Raw genomic sequence first — 15,566 nt, forward strand, 5'->3', positions numbered from 1 at the left:
CCGAAAGGCCTGTTTTTCCACTGATACTCACCGGACCGTAAACTCCGTAATTTGAATTACTTCCTTCTGATCGCGTGGATCGGGAGGAACTCTGCTGGACGTGGAGCCGGGTATCTTGCGCATCCGCCCGTCCTGCCGCAGCGTTACCACGAAATCCGTCGCATCGGGACTTGGGTCGTTCTTCGAAAAGTAGACGACCTCTACCTTGTAGGTGCCGGGCATGAGGTGATCGCTCTGCTGGCGGATATACTCGACGGGATCGGATACGAGATTCGACCCGCCCATGTTCATATCGACCTCATGCTTGAACCCGCAGCCGCTGCCGCCAAGCGGAACGCGGTTGCCGTCGGGACACACGATATACAGGTCGAGATCGTTCCTGTTGTTCCAGGTGAGGCTGACGCTGTTCTCGTTCGGGTCGATGGGGTCTACGTCCGCGATGTCTTTGAGCCGTTCTGCGTCTTCGCCCTGCTGCACGACCGGCGCTGGTGGAACGCACTGCGCGATTTTCGTCCGTACCTTTTCTGTGACGTCGGCGACCTGGGTGGTCAACCGCTCGGCTTCGCCTCTGCCTGCGACCAGCTGCGGATTTGGAAGCTGCCTGCAATAGAGGCCGTCACCCTTCCCGAAGACGAATCGGTCGGTAAACGGAAGCCGGACACCACACGCAGGTATGAGAATCCATCCGATCACGAGAGGAAGCAGAAACGCGAGAAGCCATAGGAACGAAGAAACGTAGCGCCCCCAGTCCCTTGAAGTGGGATGAACCACCTCAGGCACTTTGGGTGTGTCCGGATCATCGCCACCCGGCTCCCTCTTTTGTTCTCCTGGCTTCTTGATTTCCAAGGGAAGAAGCGGGGTATCGACATTCATGTCGTATCCCCAGGACGTCAGGATGATGTCGGCCTTGCCCGATACGACGTCTCCGGCGAGCCATACGTGATCGTCGCCCGGATATGTCATTGCGGCGCGCAGGGCACCGGCCGTCGCTCGGGACGCCTTGTCGCCGCGTGCCTCGTAGTCCGCCGTGACGGCGGCCATGGTCGCGATATCGGCCCGCAGGCGGCTCCTGTAATAGTCGGCCTGCTCGGGCGGGAGCGAGTTCAGTCGGGTCAACGGCTCGTCATGTTCCGTGTACCAGTCGATGCCCTGACCGTCCGAGCGCGGGATCGGCTCGGCAAGAACAATGTTGACCCTGCCTTGCAGCGCCCGGCGCATCACCTCGTCGACACGAGGCAGCGCTCGCTCGGCAGGCGTTCCTATTTCGCGCAGCCCGATGAGGCTTGTGGTGGTGATCCTCTGGCTCATGGGTTTGCGCCTCCAGCGGCGGCTGGTGTCGCGCCGTCGGCAAGCGGAGGCAGCCCGACAAGGGTCCTGTCAATGGCACACGCTTCCTTGTCGAGTTCCGTCGTGAACATGGTCAGCTTCTTGGTGAGTTCCCCGTTGGAGGTCTCGAGCGCGGCAAGGGCTGTCGGGTCGGGAGCCTCTTCCTTCTCGTAGATCAGGTTTCCCGGCACCAGGAGATAGACGAGGATCAGCGCGAACAACGCGGCCAGCAGGGCAGGAGGCCATAGCCTTGCGGGACGACGGACCTGGATCGTCTCGGCCGTCTTGGTCGCCACCCCCGCGCCTTGGGCGGGGGTCTGCGTTCTCAGAGGGGATTCGAACTCGCGGCGCGGCGCTTCGATCAAGCCGCGGGCCGTCCATGGCTTGCCCGGTATACGGGGAGACTGGTCGCCTTGCAGGAAACGCCCGATGGTGCCGTCTGTGTGTTTGGCGAAGGCGGCTTCCGAAGCGGTCGCGGCGACGGGGAGCGCTCCCCAGTTCACGAGCACGACCTGCTCTCCGACCGCCATGATGGACCGGTGGTCGTAAAGATTTAGCATTCCCGCGACGACATCGCCGATTTTCGGGTCGGAGAGTGCGGGCCTCAGCGCCGCTAAACTGTGAACGAGTTGATCTCGAAGGCGGGCGTTCCTCGCCGGGTCCGTGGCATCCAGCTCGACAGCGTCGTCGTCGAAGCTTCCGAACCAGGCGACGTTCAGGATGTCGCTGCCGTCCTGCCTCTTGACGTTCGGGTCAGCGAACAAGCGCGAAACGCCGTCGCCACATAGTCTGTCTATGGCCGCGAACGTCGCGTCGCACCCAGACCAAAGGGAATTTCCGTCAACGGAAAGAAGTTCCGACGACCTAACCTTAGTCGATCCAATAAAATGAACGTTGCCAGCTTTTGGCATTTGGCCCCCGCCATACCAACAAACATACGATATCGGTCAATTCCAACTGCTGATCTACCAAGGGTCGAGTTACTTGGCAATGACCACGTTGGGCGTATGTTAACTGATGGTTAACTTTGTTGAATTCTCTGTCCAATGACTTGGCTCTCCGGTCCGAAGTCTTGGCCTAACCGGACGGGTCACGGATCATGTCCGCAGTCGAGACTGGCGTTTATTGTCGAGCCCAAGCGGATCATTTGCCCGTTTCTTTGTTGGCAGATGTCCGCGGGCGGCCGGCAGACGAAATATCTTGGCCGCCTCGTCGAAGTTCGCTGGTATGTCAAGGCAACGCGCATGCGTCTTGCCGCAGTTTCTGCGACACCCTGTTCCGTCGCCGCTCACGACGTCCTGACGGGTTCGCTGTGGTTCTCGGAAACACCGGTGTCACACCCACGTTCGGAAAATCACCCAACTCCGGTTTACCTCCGGCGGTTTCCAGGCCTAACTTACTAGGACGAACAAGGACAAACGAAGACCTCATGACGCCACTCACCGAGCTTCTCCGCCACCAGCACGCCCGCTATGGATCATTCGGTATATCGACGGGGATTTTCGCATGACAGACGCCGTCGTCGTTCTTCACGGCATTTTTCAGCCCGCCTTCACCATGCTTCCCCTTTGTCGCTTTCTGGAAGAGGAAGGCTACTCCGTTCTCAACCTGGACTACCCGTCGACCAGTTATCCGATCGAGGAGATCGCCGAGATGGTCGCGGAACGCATCGAGGCACATGGGGCTTCGGTGGACGGGAAGCTCCACCTTGTCGGGTTTTCCATGGGCGGGCTCGTCATCCGGGCCTTCCTCCGCAACAGGGTTCCGCTCAACCTCGGCAAGGTCGTCATGATCGGAACGCCGAACCATGGCAGCGAGGTCGCGGATTTCCTCAAGACCTTCCTTCCCTTCCGCTATCTTTATGGCCCGGCTGGCCAGCAGCTCGTGACCGACCAGAAGGAATTCGCGGCGATTTTCGCGAACGACGGCTTTGATCTCGGGATCATCGCCGGCGATTCCAGCAGCTACTCGATCATGGGCCGTCTCATCGGCAAGCCTTCGGACGGCAAGGTGTCCGTCGACAGTACGAAGCTCGCCTGCGCGGCCGACCATCTGGTCGTCGACAGCAGTCACACGATGCTGCCCCACAACCCCAAGGTATGGACGGAGACCCTGGCGTTTCTCCGCAAGGGCGCGTTCAGTCACAGCGCGAAGGTGATCGAGGACCGGGATGTATGGAGTTGGTCGCCACTTGGGGCAGGCGGAAAGCGCGACCGCTGGCGCGAGGTCCTCAAGGACCTGGTTTGACCTCGGTCGTCATTCCCCCTGCCTTCGGTCTGACCCTCGTCGATGAAGGGCGGCATTGAGGCCTCGCCGGAATGGCGGTCGAGATTTCACCCGACCGCCATCGAGCAGGTCATTTGCCTACGGCAACCTGCGGGTTCTGCGCGTCCGCCGCCGCATCGACCAGACGACCAAGCGCGGTCGCGCCCATGAATCCCGGGTAGACCTTGTCACCGATGACGAAAGTGGGCGTGCTGCTGATGCCGTTCTTCTGCGCCTCCATCACGACCTCGCCGATGGCCTTGGCGTGGACCTGGTTTTCGACGCATGCCCCTGCCTTCTGGCGCTCTTCGACGGAAAGACCGAAAAGGTCGAGGGCTGCAAGTCCGGCCTTGTCGTAGAAAATCCAGCTTTGTTGCTTGTCCATGAGCGTTGCCACGGCGCGCGCTCGATCCGCGGCGGGAAGACACGAAACCGCCTGCGCCCCCGCGAGGCCCGATGCGTCATAGGGGAAGTGGCGGAAGACCAGGTAAGCCTTGCCGGTGTCGACGTAGTTCCTGAGGAAATCGGGCAAAGCCTCGCGATGGAACTGAGAGCAGTGAACGCAGGTGAGCGAGCCGTACTCGGTGATGCGCACGGGTGCCTTGGGATCGCCGAATGCGATGTCGGTCGGATAGACCTTTGCCGTGTCCCAGTTGGCCGTCGCCGTCGCCTCCAACGGGGTCGTGATATAGCGTCCGGCGGCATATCCGAGGCCGATGACGACCACCGCCGCGACTGCCGACAGGACGATGTTCTTTCGCCTGCGTTTCTTCTTTTCAGCCGCGACACGCGCCAGCGCGAGTTCCTTGGTGTTCTTGGTCTTCGTACTCACCGGAGTCTCCATTTGCATTTATGTAAATGCTGACTTCGATGCGCAGGGCGTTCAAGGCCATGGCGGCAACAAAAGCGTGATCATGGCTTCGGCGGAAGGGCCGGCGGCGCTACATCTTCCGGCTCCCCGGTCTCCGGATCGTATCCTTGCCTTTCGACGGAGATCGCCGCCAGCACCCCCTCGAGCAGGAGGTGCCGATGAAAGCCGACACCCTCCTCGCTGGTGATCTCGGTCGCCTTCAACGGTTGCCCGAAATGCCGCGCGAGAAATTCGTAAGCCCGCCTGGCGTTGCCGCTCTCACCTTCGTAGCTGCGGACATAGGACACGGTGAATCCGCCTTTTCGGTGCGGTGTCCCGACGATCCTGACGCTTTCGCCTTCCGGACCGCCGCCCGTTCCGACGAGGACGCAGATCGCCTTCTTGCCGCGCCAGTAGTCGGGAAAGAGGACTGCATGTCCCACTTCCGTGTCTTCCAATCTCGTTCGCTTCATCGCTCGCTGTCCTGCCTTCTTGGAGCACGTTACTCCGGATCGATGCCCGCGCAAAATGCCGCGGTTTACTTGCGGCGACTGCGCCGACGGGCGACCATTTATTCATCGACTTTCCGAGGACACCCCATGCAAGTACGTCTGCCGTTCGCCTACTCCCATGAGTATTTTAACGTCGGCGGAAAGAAAATCTCGACACGGAACCTGTACGACTGGATCGAGGCCGATCTCCGCGAGGTGTCTTCCCGCGAAGCGCCGCTGGCCGCGAGATGGCAGGAATGCGACCACGGCACCGACAGGTGGAACGGCGTCGAAGTTCGATACAACGCCGGTCAGTTCTATCGGCCGGCCGCTTACGAAGGCGGGGATTGGATGAGGAGAGGCGATAAGGTCATGTCCGCCGACAAGCTGGTCGATCCTAGCGGCCCCGGCGCGACAATTCAGCTCATGGCCAATTGCGGCGGCAGCAATGCGGCAATCGTCAATGCGTTCCAAGGCAAACCGAATTCCAAGCCTCCGAAACAGTCTGGAGTGGAATTCGATCTCGGCGACAACGGGGCCGAAGCAAGGCGTAAAGCCGAAACCCATCTGGAAGGCATTCTCGTCATAGACGGCCGTGTATGGCAGCGCTGTCATGAGCCGGTGCTGGTGAACTACGCCGACGATCCGCTGATTGCCTGGCCCGAAATCCACCGGAAGATCGTAACGACCGAGCCGACCTTCAACTCATTCGGAGCGCCTCCCCACTTTGCGGCGCACAGGATCGACAGGGTCGATCGGTGGGAAGGCTACCGCGAGCCGGACGGTCGAGAACGCCTCAAGGTGAAATCCCGTGCCCTCGAAATCATCATTCCTGACGCATTCACGTTCGACGAGGAGCGCAACGCGATGCGCCGCAGCGTCGAGGCGTTCCTCGCGCTTGTCGGCCAGGATGCCTGGCGTTGGGACCGGGAGCGCGTCGTACGGTTCCTCGATATCCGCGACCGTTTCCAGGATTACCTCGCAGGCACCGGAGCCACCCTTATCGAGGATATTCTCGAAGAGGCTTCCGATTTCATGGCCGGAGTTCATCCGCTGCACGAACGGTTCCGCATTCCCGTGGTCGCGCTACGGTACGCGGCGACTCTGGAACCTTCCATTGATTTGGAGATCGGACGCTTTCCGGCGTGACCTCTTGTTGGCGTCTGGCATTGCAAGACGTAAAAATTCAGATTAGAAGACTTCGTTCTCGCGTCGCCATAGGACCGGGGACTTGTTTTCGGCCTCTGAACGGGAGAATGCGATGCGCGATGTACTGAAGGTGATCTTGGAGAAATCGGCATGAGAAGCGCCGTCGAATTCTACGGCTGCATCGACCGGGAAATGGAGGCGCATCTCGTCCGAATGCGGACGTTGTTGGCTGCGATGCCCGACAACGGCGACGATCTTTGGTCGTGTCATGCCGCGACCCGTGGCTTCCGCGATCATCTCGGCCTCCCATACGAAGTGAAGGACGGCTTCTTCGCTCGGAAGGGGACGTGCCACTCCTGGCTGACCGCCGGAGTCGGCGACCGTCGTGTCGCCATCGACATTCTTCCCATGGGCGCGCATGGCGGACCTATCGTCGCCGACATCGGGCGTTTCGCTCCGTGGCACGATCTCTACATCGAGGCGCAGGACCACTACGCCGGAAAGGCTGACAAGTTCCTGGAGGAGGCCGCACTTTTCCGAGAAGCGCTTCTCGTGGCGGAGAAGCGTCTCGCTTGATCAGCCATCGGCGTTTTGCTGCAGGCCGACTATCCTGCTAGGTAGCAACGTTGGACTCGGGGATTACCCATGCTTAGCTTCGAAGACTTCCTCTCCACGGCCAGACGGTCCACATCGATCGCGGCGATCGACCGTGAAGGCGCGGATGTCCTCGTCTACATCCCTGTCGTGCTGTTCGAAGGCGGTGTGGCCATCAGTGAGCCGTTGTCGCCGCGGGACGAGGAGTCGAAACAGGATCGACAGGAAACACCGTTGAGCCGGGCCCAAAACACCTTTTGCATGGAGAAGGCCTTCGAACGTCTTCAGGAGACCGGCGACCTGGCGGAGGCATTGCGTGGCAACGACTGGATCAGGGGATCGACGGTATCGACCGCCGCCGGACGACAAGGGTCCCATCACAGCGCTGTCGGCGCGCGCCTCATTGCATACCTTCACTATTTGCAAGTCGTCGGCGGTCCGCATCACGTTCTGGCGCACGCCGTGGTTCCGACGCTCTTGCGGCTCCTCGGTGTCTCTACGCAGTCCGAGGTGGTCGACTTCGTCCTGTCTGAGGTCGGCAGGGAAGTAGGACTGTCGACGGTCGAGGACTTTCTCAAAGAGGTCCGCGAAGCAACTCGCCCACCCAGATGGAGCGAACGGAAGACCCGCAAGTGGGCCGATGTCGGCTTCATGGCGCGCTCCTTCCTTCGAACTGTCCGCGAACGCAATGTCGAGGAATCTCTCGTGCGGGCGGATGCTGCAATCGCAGACGGAATTTCACCGGTCGATGCCGTCTCCCTGCTATTCCCAGACCCCCATTTGGACGGCCGTCAAGCCGCCGTCATGGCTTACGAGACGCTCGCCCTTCTTGACTCGGATCGCCGTCACGAGGATTGGGAAAACCGTCTGATCGACGAGATTGTCGCGAGGGCCTGTGAGATCGGGTTGTCGTCGAGTGTCGAGGCAGGGCGCAAGCTATCCGCCACGCTGACAGCAGCCTCCGAAGCGGGTCGTGCATCCATGTCCGCCGTCGCCCGTGGCCGCGCGCCGCTCCCTCGAGGATTCGAGGAGATGTGGACAGCGTTCGGCGCTGCTTCTCTTGACCTCCCCGAAACCGTGCGAACGGGTGACCTCTCGCTTCGCCAGCTCGTCGCTCTCGAGATCGGCGAGTTGGCGATCGCCGACGCGGTCTCAAAAGCGGTCGTGGAATTTCGAGAATACGCACCTGATGTCGACATCGGACTCGCTCAGCTTCCCTACGCGCTGACCTACGAGTCAGCTCTCGACGCACTTCGCGACCAACCGGTGACGCACCTCCGGCAACAAGCCATGCCTGGACAACGATAGGATTCGGATCGTTTGCCTTCTGCATGGCCGCGCGGTCTAATCGGCCTGACCAGCGGAGACCGCCTTTTCATGCGCATTCAGATGCAACATCCGGCCATCGTCAGCCGAAGACAACGCGATTCCGGCCATCCGGCGTTCATGATGGTTCGGGTCACTTCGACCGTCGACGTTGCCGACTACGCGTCCGGAGACGCCCAGACGGCGGCGATCCTTCACCACGGTAGGGGCGATACGACTTACCGCCGCATCGGCGACCATCTCTACAAGGAGATGAGCTACATGCGCGCTCAGGCACTGGAACCGGAAAGCGACATGGCGCGCAGCTTGGTTGGCCGAAGCTCGGTCTTCGACTTCGGCGCGTTCATGACCCTTGTGGAGAGCGCCGCTATAGACCTCTCGAACGAAGCTAGCACAGGTTTCGGAAATGTCGCCTACGTCGACCGCGCCCTGTCCCGGCGCGACCCCAAGGGACTAACAGCGCAGCTGAAAGCCTTCGACAAAGCACCACAGGTCGGCATGGTGGCCAGGGACGATGAACTCGGCACATGGTCGCGGCGGTTCGGCGAGTTCATGGAGAACATCGCCATCGTCGACGGCATCGTCCACGTTCGAAGCTTCGAACCCTGCTACAGGATGGGCCTGCGGCCTCCCGAGACACGGACTATGGCCATTGATCGGATGAAGTTCATGGAAGAACGGCTCGGCGGCGGTCGTCCTCTGGACAGCCGCGGCGTGCCGCAACTCGGTGAAGGTTCGGCTGCGCTCGACGAGCGGTATTTCTCGTTGAACGAACGTGAGCGCGCCGTCGAACTGGCAGAACAGCTCGGCTATGCGAGGGAATGGAAGGATAGCAACTACACGGTAGGCGCAACGGTCATCGATCCTTCCTCGCTCTCGGCCGATTTCCTCAAGGAGGAGACATACCGTCTGTCTGTTTTCGCTCTCGGATTAGCCGATGCGGTCGCGAACGACATCGCGGGGCTGTCCTACTCCAACGTCACCGGCCGGGACGCGCTGGCGGCCCGCCTCGATGAAATCGGTGAACCGGAACGCACCCTGCGCGCTCTCGTCCAGGCGACGGATCGGCCCGATGACGAGATACTCGATCTGGCCACAAAGCGGCTCGCGGCAACTTTACAGAGGGATGAAATCCTGAATCCCAATACACACCGAAGCATTTCGTCTCTTCGGAGCGCGCTTGAGTTCCTCGACCTGCGGCGGGACGCGATGCCGATCGCCGTGTTGCCTGCCGCGCGCAAGATGGAACCGTGACGTGAGAATTGAGGCTTGACGGGATCACACCTTCCGGTATTTCCTCAATCCATGAGCAAAACGAACGCCCACGACCCGAGCCTTGAAGTCCGCGCCCTGCGGATCGCTCCGTCGCGCGCATTCACGGGACGAGGTTTCCGCGTCCGGTCGTGAGTTCGTGGCCCGTTCGCGTGCCGCGATGCGGCCGGACGTAAAGCCAAGAACCACGAATGAAGGCCATCAAAGGAAACCAGGCCAGTGCTCAATATCTACAACGTGAATTCGCTCGTCCATTGGGAAGAGCGCGACATCTCCATGCGCGATGACATGATCCGGTTCTTCTCCGATGAAGTCCGCCATTTCCTGCGCTCCGCCAACACAGCATGGGACATGCGGAGGATCGAGGCTCCGACCCTGATGCCGCGTGCGCTCGTCTCCGATGCCTACACGGACGAGGACATCTGGGTTCAGCAGCGCATCTCGCCAACTGAGACCGAACTCGTCCTCCGGCCAGAGACGACGCCGTCGACCTACGTCTACATGCGTCATCTCCTGGAAAACCACACCAAAACGACGCTGCCTCTCTGCGTCTGGCAGGCCGGCCGCTCCTACCGCCGCGAGCAGGAACAGCCCACCAAGCATGTCCGGCTCAAGGAGTTCTGGCAGCTGGAGTTCCAGTGCGCGTTCACAGCCGACACGGGTAACGACTACCATTCCAAGTCTCTGGAACCCGTCCGCAACATGATCGCGCAGATAGTCAATCTCCCGACCCGTATCGTGCCGTCGGACCGATTGCCCGCTTACTCGGCTGTGACGATGGATATCGAAGTCGACAACGGCGACAAATGGATGGAGGTCTGCTCGATCTCCAAGCGGACTGACTTCCCTATCAAGTACCGCTCGGTCAACAAGAACAAGGAAACGCGTGAATACGACGTCCTCGTCCTCGAGATCGCCATCGGTCTCGACCGCTGCCTCTACAACAGGGCGATTGCGGCCAGCCGCCTCTAACAGAACTGCCCCGGATCGTATCGACGTTCCGGGGCATCATCTTTTGTGCAGGCTGCGCGCCGTTGCGGTCCTAGCCGTCAGTGTTCGGATGAACGGGGAAATTCTCGGCGAACATGATTTCTGCCGTGCTGTATCCGCTGCTCGTTGGACGACTTGCCCGCTTGCCCAACTTCTCGAGCAGGCTGTCGCGCTCGGCGACCAGCGCCTCGTAGACGCTCAGCCGATGGAGGACCTCTGCGGCGATCTGCCTCTCGGTCGCCCGCAGCCGATCCGTCGGATCGCCCTCGGAACCTGCGAGCGCGGCGGTGAAATCGACACGCACGACCCCTTTCAGCACGGCGGCTTTCAGGGGATCGTAGGAACCTTCAATGCCGACCGCTCCCGCCGCCGTCGTGAACGCGAGATCGGTCGGGGTCGCGGATGCTTTCACCGCAGGATGTCCGTGCTGTTGACCACCTCGACGCCCTTGGCGCGCATCGAGGCGACGGCCTGCTCGATGCCTTCGGCGGTGATGCCGCGGCTCGCGTCTTCCACGAAGCGGACCTTGACGCCCGGCAGGAACGCGACGGCGTCCTCGACCGAGAAGCGCACGCAGTAATCGGTCGCGAGGCCCAGGACGTCCAGTTCGGTGACGCCCTTGTCGCGGAGATAGGAGTCGAGGCCCGTCAGCGCGTCGCCGGCGTTGTCCCTGAAGGCAGAGTAGCTGTCGACCAGCGGGTTTTCCCCCTTGCGCTGGACGAAGTGGATGGCGTCGGCGGCCAGGTCGGGGTGGAGTTCGGCATCCGCCGTCCCCTGAACGCAGTGGTCGGGCCACATCATCTGCGGTTGTCCGCCGAGCGTACCCATTTCGAAGGCGTTCTTGCCGTCGTGCTGCGAGGCGAAGCTGCCGTGGTCGGCCGGATGCCAGTCCTGCGAGGCGACGACGAGGTCGTATTTGCCGCTGGCGATCAGCGCGTTGGCGATCGGGACGATTTCGTGGCCGCCAGCGACCGCCAGGTTGCCGCCCGGGCAAAAACCGTTCTGGATATCGACGAGGAGAAGAGCCTTCATTTCCGATCCTTCCTGCCATCAGGCAAAGAACTATTTCATGACTCCACATAGGAAATCCGAGCCCTCGCGTCAACGAAAATCTCCACCTCCACGCCGAAGTCTTCCATTTGCCGGCGTGCCGTATGCGTGGCATCATCTGCGGGTAATGCAAGGAGATAACAATGACCCCGTTCTACGTAGCCGCCGCCGCTTCTCTCGTGTCCGGTATCGCCTCCATGGGGTTTGCGGTCGTCACCGCCGAGGCCGCGCGAAAGAACCTGAGCCTCGCTTTCTATCTTGCGTCTGTCGGCTTGGTCGTGCTGGCCGCCAAGCTAATGGTGATCGCCAATACGCCTGCGTAAGGTCTTCCAATCCATCCATTCGCAGGTGACAATGCTCCTGTTGCCAGGAGATCGTCTGTGAGCGGAGCAATAATCGGAGACGTCATCGGGCGTCCATACGAGTTCGACCATCCGGTCAGGACAAAGGACTTCGAACTCTTCACGCCGGGGATGCGGTTCTCCGACGACACGATCCTTTACCTCGCCGTCGCCCACGCAGCGATGAACGGACTTTCCTTCTGGGACACGCTCGTCGAGTTCGGCAAGCGCTATGCGCACGTCGGGTTCGCCAAGGGTTTCGAGGCTTGGGTCGCCAACGAGGCGAGGGTGCAGGGCGACTCCTGGGCGAACGGATCGGCCATGCGCTCCGGAAGCCTCGCCTGGATCGCAAGGGACATGAAGGAAGCCCTCGAAATGGCGAGGGAAAGCGCCATGCCCACCCATTCCCATCCCGAAGCCATCAAGGGCGCGCAGGCTGTCGTCTGCGCGGTTCGAGTGGGGATCGAAGGCGGTACCAAGACGGACATCCGCCGTGAAGTGGCGGCACTGACGGGATACGACCTCGATCGCACCGTGGAAGGTATCCGGCCGACCTACAAGCGCTTCATGGTCCACTGCGCCAAGAGCGTCCCAGAGGCCATCGTCTGCGCTTTGGACGCCACGTCCTTCGAGGACGCCATCCGCAACGCCGTGTCGCTCGGGGGAGACGCCGACACACAGGCCTTGATCGCAGGCGCGATAGCCGAGACCCTGTTCGATGTCCCGACCGAGATGAGCGAACGTTGCCTGGCGACTTTGACGCCGCATCTCCTCGAGATCGAAGGGCGTCTGGCAACGATCAGGCTTTCCAAAGCACGCCGTTAGACGGCAGCGGTCCGACCGGCAGGCCGTGCGGCTCTGACAACCATGTCTTCCGGGAATTCCGGGGCCTGCGTCGAGATGAACGCGATGTTTCCGACCGACAGGCCGCGCGGAAGCTCTTCCATCTTGCAGCAGTTGAACGTGAGCATTCCCGGCACTGTCAGGTTTTCCGGCAGTTTGCCGATATGCATCTTGCTGAACGTGATGTCCTCGACGTCCGGCAGCACGGGGTAATCACGCATGGGCATCTCGTGGAGTTCCAGCTTGCCGACTGGCCGGATCGCCGGGATTTCCGTTACGTTCGGAAGGTTGTTCAGGCGAAGTTCCTTCAGCCCTTCGTGTGAAGACAGCGACGAAAGATCGGATATCGCGCAATTGTCGATCGACAGGGATTCGACCTTCATCGTCGGCAGTTCTTCAATCGCGGCATTGTCGAAGCCGAGATGCTCGACCGATACGGTGCCGAGGAATGAAGGCTTGTCGTGGGTCACGTCCGCGAAGAAGGTCGACCATCCGCCAACCGTCAACTGTTCGATCCTGCCCTCGAGGTGGGCTGACTCTATCATAAGCGTTCCGCCGACCGACAGTGTCTCCGGAAGAGTGATCTTCTTGACGAAGGTGATCTCGACATCGCCCTCCACCGTGAGGTTCTTCGGGAGGACCAGCTCGTCTCCGCCGCTGATCCGCAGGTCGCCGTCGACGACCGTTCCGTCGGGAAGGGAGCGCACGTGAACGACCCTGTGATGCTGGTCCAGGATCAGTCCCGAGGTCCGCAGAAACTTTATTCCCGGCCTCGACCTGAAGAAGGGGGCGAGAGCCTCGGTGTACACCGAATTTGGGAACTGGTTCTGTTTTCCCTTGATCTCGACCACCCATCCGCTGGCGGTGTCGATGTCGATCGTCACATGCGGTTTTCCCGTCACGCCGCGCACCGAGAAGACCTGTCGCTCTCCGCTTGCGATAGCCTGGTCGTAGCCTCCGTTGCCGACGCAGTGCTGCATCATCGAGGATTCGTAGTCGAGGGCTTCGGGCGTCAGGAGGCGGACCACGTAAAGGCCGTTGCCGAGTTCCATGACGAACTCCTCGTTGCCATCGGCGACATGGGCAATCTTCAACTGGTTGGCTTTGGCCATCGCCTTGTCGGCTTCCGCGGCCACCTGGTCGACCTTGCCGAACTTCATCAGTTTTTTCGGCCGTCCGTGTTCGTCCACGTTGCCAAGCCAAGGTTCGCCGTTGGTGACCGCGGCCCGCAGCCAGTCCGCGATGTGGCGACCGTCCACGGAATTGGCCAGCGCCCGCCAGTCTCCGCCCCTGCCGTCTTCCTTGATGAAAAGTCGGCCGAGGCAATAGGCGAGAAGCAGCTGAACCCGGGCGTCCGGATCGAGGCCGCATAGATAGTCGCTGATTGCTTCGTGGTTCGTCTTGGACAACGTCGTTTTTCCGTTTGCTCAGCCGAGCTTCGCGCCGGGAGGAGCATTTGACAATGCCGCCGCTTCACTTGGTTTGGCAGGGCACGATCATATTGTCCAGTGGAACACGTTTCACGTTGAGCACCCTCTCTGTGCCCTTGGCGTCGGTGACGGCCAGACGGATCGTCTTCGACCGTATGCCGAGGATGGTGCCGCGCGTTCCATCGGCCAAGGGAACGCACTTCCCTTGGTACTTGGCGTTGAGAGCCGCCATACCCTCCGTGGCGACCGAGTTGCCGAGATCGACCGCCTTGAGAGCGAGAAATCCGCCGACCGCGAATATGACGAGGGGAGCGATGATCTGCTTCATGCGCTTTCCTCAGTACGAGTCGGTGACGACCCAACCGGCGGGCGCGACGGAAACAGAAGACCTGATCGTCGTGTCGGTCCGTTCGATGCCGCCGTTCTTCAACCTGGCGGCGGCCTCCGCTTTTTCCTGGGCGCGCGTGAAGGCCTCGCCACCGTAAAAGGTTCCGGCCATCGTCAGCGCGGCGAACAATGCGATGGCAATGAACGCTACAATAAGCTGAAACAAATCAGTCCCTCCCGCTGATCGAGAAGGCGGCGATGGCTATCCCATCGCCGGGCATAAGGGTATCCTGTCCGGAGAGCGGCCACGCCGCTCCGGCTAGTGTCTTTCGAAACATGAATTACCTCTGTTTACGGCGTCTATTACTGTCGCCGACAATATAATTACGCCCCGATATTCACTCTTCGTCAACGATCTTCGTGAGCAAAAAAGAAGACTCCGGAGTCGTTATTTTCAATGGGATTCGATGCCGATGTGTTGACAACCGTCGCGGACGGAAATAAAAGACTTCAACAACGAAGGAGAGGCCGACATGCGCAGGACCATCGACTACGCGATCGCAGACGTCCACGGCCGTGTAGACCTCCTGATGCCTCTCGTCGTGGCATGCCTTTCGGATGCCGCCGCCCGGGGTGCCGCATCGCGCTTCGTCTTCATCGGCGACATAATAGACCGCGGCCCGACGAGCCGCGACTGCCTCGATGTCGTTTCGGAAATTCTCATGACCCACGAAGGCAGCGTCTGCCTCAAGGGCAACCACGAGGACCTCGCGACGGCCGTTTTGATGGCCGACGAGCCCGACGAAACGGCGGTCGAGAACTGGTTGGAAAACGGCGGCGGCGAGACGCTGGAAAGCTACCACCACGATCGCGAGATCGGCTTCGAGATGATGCGAACGCTGAACGGCGACCACGTCCGCCTGATGGCGGATGCCCCGACCTCGCTTTCCCGAGGCGGCTTCCTGTTCGCGCATGCCGGCGTCGATCCGGCGAAGTCGTTCCGCGACCAGCGTGACCGCGACCTGATGTGGACGCGAAAGCCGTTCCTTGACCACGTCGGCCACCTCGAGCAGGTGGTGATCCACGGCCATTCGGTCGTCGGCGATTTGCCTGTGGTCACGGAAAACCGCGTCTCTATCGACACGGGGGCCTATCTGAGCGGCCGTCTGACGGCATGTGCGGTTGAGAACGGCGATCTGCGCTTCATGCAGACCGACGGCTCCGGGCGCAAGGTCGTCGCCGTGGAACCCGTTCGCCTTGATCGCGGTCTTGGAACCTGCGTCGACCGTTCGTTCGCGCTCGCGGCCTGAAC

Annotated in this window: 18 protein-coding genes; 9 read left to right on the plus strand and 9 right to left on the minus strand. The window is 61.1% G+C overall.

Annotated features, from left to right (window positions below; genetic code table 11):
- Positions 1-27: 27 nt before the first annotated feature.
- Positions 28-1,308 (minus strand): hypothetical protein, encoded by a 1,281-nt coding sequence (locus tag FHT76_RS08310; protein WP_259185349.1) that lies wholly within the window; start codon positions 1,306-1,308, stop codon positions 28-30.
- The gene (locus FHT76_RS08315; RefSeq protein WP_259185350.1) at positions 1,305-2,090 is read right to left on the minus strand and encodes a hypothetical protein; all 786 of its coding nucleotides are present in this window, start codon (positions 2,088-2,090) and stop codon (positions 1,305-1,307) included. The genes FHT76_RS08310 and FHT76_RS08315 overlap by 4 nt, the downstream gene beginning before the upstream one ends.
- 742 nt (positions 2,091-2,832) lie before the next feature.
- Between FHT76_RS08315 and FHT76_RS08320 the strand changes: the two genes are divergently transcribed.
- Entirely contained in the window at positions 2,833-3,573 is a 741-nt protein-coding gene (locus FHT76_RS08320; protein ID WP_259185351.1) for a triacylglycerol lipase, read from the plus strand.
- 109 nt (positions 3,574-3,682) lie between these two features.
- Here the strand turns inward: FHT76_RS08320 and FHT76_RS08325 are convergent, their stop codons facing one another.
- The gene (locus FHT76_RS08325; RefSeq protein ID WP_259185352.1) at positions 3,683-4,423 is read right to left on the minus strand and encodes a DsbA family protein; all 741 of its coding nucleotides are present in this window, start codon (positions 4,421-4,423) and stop codon (positions 3,683-3,685) included.
- Between the two features lie 80 nt (positions 4,424-4,503).
- Complete coding sequence (locus tag FHT76_RS08330) at positions 4,504-4,914, minus strand: hypothetical protein (RefSeq protein WP_259185353.1); 411 nt, start codon at positions 4,912-4,914, stop codon at positions 4,504-4,506.
- Positions 4,915-5,040: 126 nt separating this feature from the next.
- Between FHT76_RS08330 and FHT76_RS08335 the strand changes: the two genes are divergently transcribed.
- The 5 genes from FHT76_RS08335 to FHT76_RS08355 all read left to right on the plus strand — a co-directional run bounded on the left by FHT76_RS08335 (position 5,041) and on the right by FHT76_RS08355 (position 10,245).
- Entirely contained in the window at positions 5,041-6,081 is a 1,041-nt protein-coding gene (locus FHT76_RS08335; RefSeq protein WP_259185355.1) for a hypothetical protein, read from the plus strand.
- Between the two features lie 150 nt (positions 6,082-6,231).
- The gene (locus FHT76_RS08340) at positions 6,232-6,657 is read left to right on the plus strand and encodes a hypothetical protein (RefSeq protein ID WP_259185357.1); all 426 of its coding nucleotides are present in this window, start codon (positions 6,232-6,234) and stop codon (positions 6,655-6,657) included.
- A gap of 69 nt (positions 6,658-6,726) precedes the next feature.
- Complete coding sequence (locus FHT76_RS08345) at positions 6,727-7,983, plus strand: hypothetical protein (RefSeq protein WP_259185358.1); 1,257 nt, start codon at positions 6,727-6,729, stop codon at positions 7,981-7,983.
- Between the two features lie 69 nt (positions 7,984-8,052).
- Positions 8,053-9,255, plus strand: a complete 1,203-nt coding sequence (locus tag FHT76_RS08350) for a hypothetical protein (protein WP_259185359.1) — start codon at positions 8,053-8,055, stop codon at positions 9,253-9,255.
- Between the two features lie 237 nt (positions 9,256-9,492).
- The gene (locus tag FHT76_RS08355) at positions 9,493-10,245 is read left to right on the plus strand and encodes an aminoacyl--tRNA ligase-related protein (RefSeq protein WP_259185360.1); all 753 of its coding nucleotides are present in this window, start codon (positions 9,493-9,495) and stop codon (positions 10,243-10,245) included.
- 70 nt (positions 10,246-10,315) lie between these two features.
- Here the strand turns inward: FHT76_RS08355 and FHT76_RS08360 are convergent, their stop codons facing one another.
- Both FHT76_RS08360 and pncA read right to left on the minus strand, forming a co-directional pair.
- Positions 10,316-10,675 carry a hypothetical protein gene (locus FHT76_RS08360; protein ID WP_259185361.1) on the minus strand — a complete coding sequence of 120 codons (360 nt, stop codon included), beginning with the start codon at positions 10,673-10,675 and terminating at the stop codon, positions 10,316-10,318.
- Positions 10,672-11,295: a bifunctional nicotinamidase/pyrazinamidase gene (gene pncA / locus FHT76_RS08365; RefSeq protein ID WP_259185362.1), complete on the minus strand. Its 624-nt coding sequence runs from the start codon at positions 11,293-11,295 to the stop codon at positions 10,672-10,674. Before pncA ends, FHT76_RS08360 begins: the two co-directional genes overlap by 4 nt.
- 161 nt (positions 11,296-11,456) lie before the next feature.
- Between pncA and FHT76_RS08370 the strand changes: the two genes are divergently transcribed.
- A complete protein-coding gene (locus tag FHT76_RS08370; protein ID WP_259185363.1) occupies positions 11,457-11,636 on the plus strand; it encodes a hypothetical protein in 180 nt (59 codons plus the stop codon).
- Positions 11,637-11,693: 57 nt separating this feature from the next.
- The gene (locus FHT76_RS08375) at positions 11,694-12,479 is read left to right on the plus strand and encodes an ADP-ribosylglycohydrolase family protein (RefSeq protein WP_259185364.1); all 786 of its coding nucleotides are present in this window, start codon (positions 11,694-11,696) and stop codon (positions 12,477-12,479) included.
- Here FHT76_RS08375 and FHT76_RS08380 read toward each other — a convergent pair.
- The 3 genes from FHT76_RS08380 to FHT76_RS08390 form a co-directional block, all read right to left on the minus strand.
- On the minus strand, positions 12,476-13,906 hold the full coding sequence (locus FHT76_RS08380) for a PcfJ domain-containing protein (protein ID WP_259185365.1): 1,431 nt from the start codon (positions 13,904-13,906) through the stop codon (positions 12,476-12,478). The two genes, FHT76_RS08375 and FHT76_RS08380, sit on opposite strands and share 4 nt — an antisense overlap.
- 64 nt (positions 13,907-13,970) lie before the next feature.
- Positions 13,971-14,255, minus strand: coding sequence for a hypothetical protein (locus tag FHT76_RS08385; RefSeq protein WP_259185366.1), 285 nt, complete (start codon positions 14,253-14,255; stop codon positions 13,971-13,973).
- A gap of 9 nt (positions 14,256-14,264) precedes the next feature.
- Entirely contained in the window at positions 14,265-14,480 is a 216-nt protein-coding gene (locus FHT76_RS08390; RefSeq protein ID WP_259185367.1) for a hypothetical protein, read from the minus strand.
- A gap of 307 nt (positions 14,481-14,787) precedes the next feature.
- On the opposite strand from FHT76_RS08390, the gene FHT76_RS08395 reads away from it, so the two are divergent.
- Positions 14,788-15,564, plus strand: a complete 777-nt coding sequence (locus tag FHT76_RS08395; protein WP_259185368.1) for a metallophosphoesterase — start codon at positions 14,788-14,790, stop codon at positions 15,562-15,564.
- Positions 15,565-15,566 lie beyond the last annotated feature (2 nt).

The sequence above is a fragment of the Rhizobium sp. BK176 genome, from assembly GCF_024808055.1.